The following is a 5,891-nucleotide window of genomic DNA, read 5'->3' on the forward strand; positions in this document are numbered from 1 at the left end:
CGCATGGCCTCGGCGCTCGGGCTCCCGGACAACGTCCGCGAGACCGCCTCCGTCATCTACCGCCGCGCGCTGAGCGAGGACCTCCTCCCCGGTCGCTCCATCGAGGGCGTCGCCACCGCGTCCCTGTACGCCGCCGCCCGACAGGTGGGGAACCCCCGGAGCTTAGACGAGTTCACCGCCGTCTCCCGCGTCGACAAGATGGAGCTCACGCGCACGTATCGGTACGTCATCCGCGAACTCGGGCTTCGCGTGCAGCCGGCGGACCCCGAGAGCTACGTCCCGCGGTTCGTCTCGCGGCTCGAGCTCTCCGAGGAGACCCAGCGGCTGGCCCGCGAGCTCCTCGACGGCGCCAAGGAGGCCGGCATCACGAGCGGGAAGTCGCCGGTCGGGCTCGCGGCGTCGGCCGTCTACGCGGCCGCGCTCCTCTCGAACGAGAAGGTGACCCAGAGCCAGGTGTCGGACGTCGCCGACATCAGCGAAGTCACGATTCGGAACCGATACAAGGAGCTCCTCGAGGCGAGCGAGGGGCTCGCGGCCTGAAGCCGTCTCGATCGGTGGTCGATCGCGGCGTCTCGGTCACGGGCGCCGCGTCGTCGCGTCCGCGTCGCCACGTACGTTTTTAACCCGGCCGCGTGTACGACGGTCCATGGTGGATGCGTTCGTCAGACTCGTCTGTCCGGAGTGCACCAAAGAGTGGCAGGACAACCCCGCCGACCTCCAGGAGTTGCGGTCGAACTTCAGCTGTCCCGCGTGTCACGCGACCCGTCGACTGACGGAGTTCATGCGAACCGAGCGCGACCTCGAAGCAGTCAAGCAGTTTCAGTAGCGTCACGGCTGCCGCCGGGGTTCGAACGAGTCCCGAACACGACGCGCCCGCTCAGCCGTCGGCACGGCGGACTCCGTCGACCACCGCCCGGCGGAGAATTGTACCCGATTAATAACTCAAAAATCCCGTCTAGGCCCCGCAAACGGCGAATATGCGAGACATGTGTGGTAACGTGACTCAAGATAATAATATAAACCCTCGGTAGCAAAGGACTGATACTCATGAAGAAGCAGGAGCTCATCCACCTTCACGGCCTTCTCGCGGAGGTACGAAAACAGTGCGAGTTTTGGGACGAAGAGATCGACCTCGACGCATACGAGGACCTCGGCGTCAAACCGACATCCATCCACAAATCGAAGACCGACCACAAAGCCGCCGTTTTCAAGCTGACCGAGGGAATCACCGAACCGATGAACGAGTCCGAATCGGAGCCGCTGGCCCCGACCGCAGACTGAGATTTCACTCCCGCTGTCGACCGTCGTCACCTCGCGAGCGGCGGCGTTGACGTCCGCGGTATGTTCCCCGGTTACGACTCGTCACCGGACGACGACTCGGACGACGCGTCCACGGCGTCCCCCTGCTCTATCTCCTCGACGTCGAGAACTTTCAGCGGAATGTTCCTGAGCCGCTGACCGATCTCCTTCCGGGCGACCCGACTGGCGTGTTCGGGGCGTTCCACGTTGAACACGTCCATGCGGAGCTCGAGCGCGACGAGCGCTTCGTCGGCGGCGACGAACGCCGGCGGGAGTTCCTGGCCGCCGGGCGACGCGCGGCTCCCGGTGTCGATCTCGACGTAGCTGAGGTCCGGATTCAGCATCTCGCCCGTCTTCGAGATCGCGATCCGGACGGCTTCGTCCGCGGTCCCGACGTCGTACACCGGGACGGCGGCCTCGACGACGACTCGGCAATCCATCACGGTGACACGTACCACACGAGCCAGTATGAACCTTCGGCCGACAGGTCGCAACGCCGAACCGACGAACTCGCGGCCGCACCCACGGACTCCGCGACCGAGACGGGCTACTCGCCGCCCGCCCGAAGGTAGTAGAACACGTACGTCTGCGCGTATCCCGCGTACTCGCCGCCGAACCGGTCGCGGATGGCCCGCGACGTCTCCGCGTAGCCGTCGCGGTCGCAGTCGGGGTAGTACTCCTCGATCGTCGTGCGGATCCACGTGTCGAGCGGCACCGCTTCCAAGAAACCGAGCGAGAACAGCAGGACGCAGTCGGCGACCTTCTCTCCCACGCCCACGAACCGCGTCAGCGACTCGCGGGCGTCCTCGTAGGGGAGGTCGGCTGCCGCCAGCGGGTCCGCCTCGCCCGACGCGACCATCTCGGCCGTCCGCTGCACGTACGGCGCTCGGTACCCCAGCGCGAGGTCGCGCAGCTCCGCCTCGGTCCGGGCGGCGAGCCGGTCGGGCGTCGGAAAGGCGTGATACTCCGATCCGTCGAGTTCGACGACGTCGCCGTACGTCTCCCGGAGCCGTCGCTGCATGCCGTGGATTCGGGCGACGCGCATCTGCGCCGAGCAGATGAACGAGATCAGACACGGAAAGACGGGGTCGCGAGTCAGCCGCATCCCCTCGTAGGCGTCGTACGCCCGTTCGAGCAGCGGGAGGTCCGGCGTCGCCCCGAGGATCGCGTCGAGGTCGTCGTCGAGCCGGAACAGGTGTTCGAGCAGCGGGACGGCGTCGACCGACGACTCCCACAGGAGCGTGCCGTCGCGGACGCCGCCCTCCTGTCTGACCCGCAGGGGAACGCGCTCGTCGCTCACTTCCGGAATCGGAGCCACGACGGTCTCGTACCACTCGTCGCCGCCGTGCGCGTGAAGCTCCTCGTAGGTTCCGCCGTCCGCGCGGTTCCAGAGGTAGCTCTGGCCGCTCTCGACGGTCGCCTGGAGGTCGAACGGGCCGGCCAGCTCCGCGACGTCGATCGCGCCTCGTTCCATTACGAATTCGCAGGGGTCGCAAGCGTATTCGGATTTCGGTACCGACGGGTCGGCGAGGAGGCTCGCGTCGGGTTCGAACCTCGGTCCGAGACCGGATCGCCGGCGGCTCTCAGTATCGGAGCGGGGTTTTTGCCCGGTCGCCACGTAGCGTGTGCATGCCGACGTACCGGCGGACGACCCGCGTACCGGCCCCCATCGACGAGGTGTGGGCGTTTCACTCCACGATCGACGGACTCCGGGCGCTCACACCCGACTGGATGCGCCTCCGCATCGGCGGCGTCGAGGGGCCGAACGGGGAGCCGAACCCGGAGGTGCTCGCCGAAGGCTCGCGGATACGGATGTCGATACGGCCGTTCGGGGTCGGGCCCAGACAGCGATGGGTCTCGCGGATCACGGAGCGCGAACCCGCCGGCGACGCACCGATCGAGGGAAGCGCGCGCTTCGTCGACGAGATGGTCGGCGGCCCCTTTCGAGCGTGGGAACACACGCATGCCTTCTACGCCGACGGCGAGGAGACGCTGCTCGTCGACACGGTCGCGTACCGCCTCCCGTTCGGTCCGCTCGGCGACGTCGCCGGACCGTTCGCGAAAGTCGGATTCGAGGGGATGTTCCGTGACCGACACAGGCGAACGGTCGCCCACTTCGAGCCGTAGCGCCGACGACCGGGAGGCGGGCCTCAGCCCGCCGCGTCGGTCGCCGTCACGGCGATCCCGACGAGCACGACCCCGCCGCCGACGAGCGTGACGGGCGTCGGCGTCTCGGCGAGCAGCAGGAACGCGAGGACCGTCGCGCCGACCGGCTCGCCGAGCAGCGACACGGACACCACGCTCGACTCGACGTGTGCGAGCGCCCAGTTGACGACCGTGTGTCCGAGCAGTCCCGGTCCGATCGCGAGCGCGGCGAAAAGCGCCCACTCGCGGGACGGGTAGCCGATGAGGGGATGTCCCTCCGCGAGAACCAGCCCGAACAACGCCGCCGTACAGACGCCGTAGACGACGACCACGTACGGGACCAGCGAGACGCGCTGTCGGAGCGACCGCCCGGCGAGCACGTACGCGGCCGCCATCACGGCACCGAACAGGGCCAGCCCGTTTCCGTACAGCGGTCGAGGGCCGACGAGGACCCCGCCGAGGAGGTCGCCGACCGACATCGCGACCATCCCCCCGACGGCGACCGCGACGCCGGCGGCCATTCGCCTCGTCACGCGCTCGCGGAGGAGGAGCCACGCGCCGAGCGCGACGAACACCGGCTGCGCCTGAACGAGCGTCACGCTCGCGGCCACGCTCGTCCACTCGAGGCTCTCGAACCACGAGGCGAAGTGGAGCGCCAGCGCGACGCCTGACAGCGTCGCGAACCCGAGGTCGCGACGCGTGATCCGGGCGAACTGCGCCCGATAGCGCCAGTACGCCACGGGAAGCAGCGGCAGCGTCGTGAACAGGACGCGGTAGAACGCGGCCACCGAGCTCGGCGCGTCGCTGAGTCGGACGAAGATCGCCCCGGCGCTCACGGCGCTCACGGCGACCGCGAGGCCGGCGACCGGAGACATCCGTGGCTCGTCCGACATTCCGTTCACGGGTCCGACCCCCCGTCGCTTACCGGTTTCGGGACCGGACGGGAGTCGCCCGTGCGGGCCGGCGAGAACCGACCCCCGGACTCGACCCAGCGGAGCGCGCGGCCGGTCGCGTCCCGACGACGCTTTGCGGGTCCGGTCCGAACGGCGACTTATGTGCGCAGACACGTTCGGCGTGGGGATCCGCCTCACTGAGGCGGAGCTCCAGTTCGTCGTCCACGTCCCGTCGGACGTCGACTCCGGCTGGACCGACCCCGAGGCGTTCCAGTCGCTCGTCGCCGAGACCGTCTGGGAACGCCTCGACCAGCGGCGCGTCCTCGAAACCGTCACAGACCGGTTCGAGACGGGGACGACCGTCACGCTCGGAACGGTCACCCTCGAGCCGGACGGAACCGTCGTGGACTACGAGCTGGACGCCCCGGATCGCCAACACGAGGACGCCGACCGCGCGGACAGAGGCCCCTGAATCCGGGGTCCAGTCCTCAGTCTCGTCCGCCCGACGACGCGATGGCGGCCCCGACGAGCCACATCCGGTCGGCGTCGTACGCGGTGAGGTCGTACCGCGTCGGTCCGACCGTGTCGCCCCAGGTTTCGAGCACGCCGAGCCGCACGAGCCCCGACAGCGTCGCTCCGAGCGTTCGCGGCGTCGTCGCCGGCTGCTCGAGCGCCGCGTGCACCTGCCGCGACTGCGGGTAATTCCGGTCGCAGCGGCGGATTCCCTCCCACGCTTCGAACCAGTGACGGCGCACGTAGCCGAACGTCGTCGGGTCCTCTCGGCGAAGCCGGTCGAAGGCGTCGCGAACCGGGTGGTCGACGCGTCCCACCTCCTCGATCGGATCGAACAGCGCACCGAGGTCGGCGGCGATTTCGGGGCGATACGTGCAGCCGACGACGACGTCGTTCACCGAGCCGCCGAACCCCTCCCGGAGCGTCTCCGCGAACGGTTCGACATCGGCGCGCTCCCGGCCGGTCAACACCGGAGCGAGATCGTCGACGATGACGGTCGGAGCGGTCCCCCGCACGCCGTCTACGTGCTCCGACACGGCGACAGCGACGCGATCGAGGTCGACGGGTGCGCCGAGAACGGTGTACGCGAGCCGCCCTCCCGGCACCACCTGCGTCGTCGCCGTCGCTCCCCGAGTGGTGTCGCTCGCGGCGACGATCGCCTCCTGTGAGGGACCCGTCCCCGGCGACCGCCTCCATCCGCGTCGCCACTCCTCTATCCCCGTCTCGAACAGAACGGAGACCACTCGGTCCGGCACGGGACCGTCACGAGCCGGCGGCTGCCCGGTGGCAGACAACCGCACCGTGACGCCGTAGTCGGACTCCGAGGGAGTGGCCATCAGTACGTTCCCTTCAGCTACAAAACGGATAAACTTATGGATGGACTCATCAACATTGAAATTCGGCGACCCTACCAACGCACGTGCAGCCGCTCTCTGCCGTCCGCGAACGCTCTCGACAGTTGGCTGAAAATGTGTGGGGCGATCGCCCCGATATGAATGGGCAGGCGGCGAACCGCGGTTCCCAGAGGATCGCTCACTCCAG

The 5,891-nt window shown here is 68.6% G+C and carries 9 protein-coding genes; 5 read left to right on the forward strand and 4 right to left on the reverse strand.

What is annotated here, in order from left to right; translation table 11 throughout:
- The 3 genes from U4E84_RS15935 to U4E84_RS15945 all read left to right on the forward strand — a co-directional run.
- A partial coding sequence (locus U4E84_RS15935) for a transcription initiation factor IIB family protein (protein WP_322533102.1) occupies nt 1-540 on the forward strand: 540 nt, incomplete at its 5' end.
- A 106-nt stretch (nt 541-646) separates the two neighbouring features.
- Complete coding sequence (locus U4E84_RS15940; RefSeq protein WP_322533103.1) at nt 647-826, forward strand: hypothetical protein; 180 nt, start codon at nt 647-649, stop codon at nt 824-826.
- Between the two features lie 221 nt (nt 827-1,047).
- Nucleotides 1,048-1,281: a UPF0058 family protein gene (locus U4E84_RS15945; protein WP_322533104.1), complete on the forward strand. Its 234-nt coding sequence runs from the start codon at nt 1,048-1,050 to the stop codon at nt 1,279-1,281.
- Between the two features lie 71 nt (nt 1,282-1,352).
- Here the strand turns inward: U4E84_RS15945 and U4E84_RS15950 are convergent, their stop codons facing one another.
- Both U4E84_RS15950 and U4E84_RS15955 read right to left on the reverse strand, forming a co-directional pair.
- The gene (locus tag U4E84_RS15950; RefSeq protein WP_322533110.1) at nt 1,353-1,739 is read right to left on the reverse strand and encodes a DUF555 domain-containing protein; all 387 of its coding nucleotides are present in this window, start codon (nt 1,737-1,739) and stop codon (nt 1,353-1,355) included.
- Between the two features lie 107 nt (nt 1,740-1,846).
- Nucleotides 1,847-2,773 (reverse strand): DNA-3-methyladenine glycosylase, encoded by a 927-nt coding sequence (locus U4E84_RS15955; RefSeq protein WP_322533105.1) that lies wholly within the window; start codon nt 2,771-2,773, stop codon nt 1,847-1,849.
- A 155-nt stretch (nt 2,774-2,928) separates the two neighbouring features.
- Here U4E84_RS15955 and U4E84_RS15960 point away from each other — a divergent pair, with 155 nt between their 5' ends.
- Nucleotides 2,929-3,426 carry an SRPBCC family protein gene (locus tag U4E84_RS15960; protein WP_322533106.1) on the forward strand — a complete coding sequence of 166 codons (498 nt, stop codon included), beginning with the start codon at nt 2,929-2,931 and terminating at the stop codon, nt 3,424-3,426.
- A gap of 23 nt (nt 3,427-3,449) precedes the next feature.
- Here U4E84_RS15960 and U4E84_RS15965 read toward each other — a convergent pair whose 3' ends face one another.
- Entirely contained in the window at nt 3,450-4,337 is an 888-nt protein-coding gene (locus tag U4E84_RS15965) for a DMT family transporter (protein ID WP_322533107.1), read from the reverse strand.
- A 160-nt stretch (nt 4,338-4,497) separates the two neighbouring features.
- Between U4E84_RS15965 and U4E84_RS15970 the strand changes: the two genes are divergently transcribed.
- Nucleotides 4,498-4,809, forward strand: a complete 312-nt coding sequence (locus U4E84_RS15970) for a hypothetical protein (RefSeq protein WP_322533108.1) — start codon at nt 4,498-4,500, stop codon at nt 4,807-4,809.
- A 16-nt stretch (nt 4,810-4,825) separates the two neighbouring features.
- Here U4E84_RS15970 and U4E84_RS15975 read toward each other — a convergent pair whose 3' ends face one another.
- A complete protein-coding gene (locus U4E84_RS15975) occupies nt 4,826-5,686 on the reverse strand; it encodes a hypothetical protein (protein WP_322533109.1) in 861 nt (286 codons plus the stop codon).
- Nucleotides 5,687-5,891: the final 205 nt, after the last annotated feature.

Source organism: Halorubrum sp. AD140, assembly GCF_034497445.1.
GTDB lineage: Archaea > Halobacteriota > Halobacteria > Halobacteriales > Haloferacaceae > Halorubrum.

Excerpts from the sequence above, each read along its gene's own strand:
- U4E84_RS15975 (WP_322533109.1), bottom strand. The coding sequence starts at position 5,686 with ATGGCCACTCCCTCGGAGTCCGACTACGGCGTCACGGTGCGGTTGTCT.
- U4E84_RS15940 (WP_322533103.1), top strand. The coding sequence starts at position 647 with ATGGTGGATGCGTTCGTCAGACTCGTCTGTCCGGAGTGCACCAAAGAG.
- U4E84_RS15960 (WP_322533106.1), top strand. The coding sequence starts at position 2,929 with ATGCCGACGTACCGGCGGACGACCCGCGTACCGGCCCCCATCGACGAG.
- U4E84_RS15965 (WP_322533107.1), bottom strand. The coding sequence starts at position 4,337 with ATGTCGGACGAGCCACGGATGTCTCCGGTCGCCGGCCTCGCGGTCGCC.
- U4E84_RS15945 (WP_322533104.1), top strand. The coding sequence starts at position 1,048 with ATGAAGAAGCAGGAGCTCATCCACCTTCACGGCCTTCTCGCGGAGGTA.
- U4E84_RS15970 (WP_322533108.1), top strand. The coding sequence starts at position 4,498 with ATGTGCGCAGACACGTTCGGCGTGGGGATCCGCCTCACTGAGGCGGAG.
- U4E84_RS15950 (WP_322533110.1), bottom strand. The coding sequence starts at position 1,739 with ATGGATTGCCGAGTCGTCGTCGAGGCCGCCGTCCCGGTGTACGACGTC.
- U4E84_RS15955 (WP_322533105.1), bottom strand. The coding sequence starts at position 2,773 with ATGGAACGAGGCGCGATCGACGTCGCGGAGCTGGCCGGCCCGTTCGAC.